This window comes from Neisseria sp. P0021.S007 (genome assembly GCF_051956855.1).
In genome coordinates this window covers 1-561 of record NZ_JBQCXA010000952.1, presented here as the reverse complement: position 1 = coordinate 561, position 561 = coordinate 1, and the positions used below count along the sequence as shown (strand labels likewise).

Sequence of the window (561 nt, the reverse complement as noted above, 5' to 3'; positions counted from 1 at the left end):
GATTTCGCGGCGGCGGCAAGGTACAGCACGGCTTGCGCCGGCGCGAGTTCGCCTTCGGGCGAGCCTAAGCGTTCGAAGGTGGCGGCGGCATCGTTGGCGATTTGGAAGGCGCGCGGGTCGGCAAGCCCGATGTCCTCCCACGCCATGCGCACGATGCGGCGGGCGAGGTAGCGCGGGTCAGTGCCGCCGTCGAGCATACGGCAGAACCAATACAGCGCGGCATTCGGATGCGAGCCGCGCACGGATTTGTGCAGGGCGGAGATTTGGTTGTAGAAACTCTCGCCGCCTTTGTCGAAACGGCGGATTTGCGCGCCCAAGCTGTCGGCAAGAAATTCGGCGGTCAGGGTTTTCAGACGGCGTGTGTCGGCGGCGCGTAAAAGTTGTTCCAACAGATTCAACAATCTGCGCGCATCGCCGTCGGCGGTATTGACGAGCAGCTCCTGCGCATCGGCTTCAATCGTGAAATCTCGGTATTCGGGCAAGGCCAATACTTTGGCAATCAGTTTCTTGAGGTCGTCTGAAGACAAGGATTGCAAAACATACACCTGCGCGCGGCTCAAC

General features: G+C 60.8%; 1 pseudogene. It reads right to left on the bottom strand.

From position 1 onward, the window contains the following. Nucleotides 1-561 (bottom strand): annotated as a pseudogene (locus tag ACTHUR_RS16905) (replication-associated recombination protein A); the annotation flags it as partial.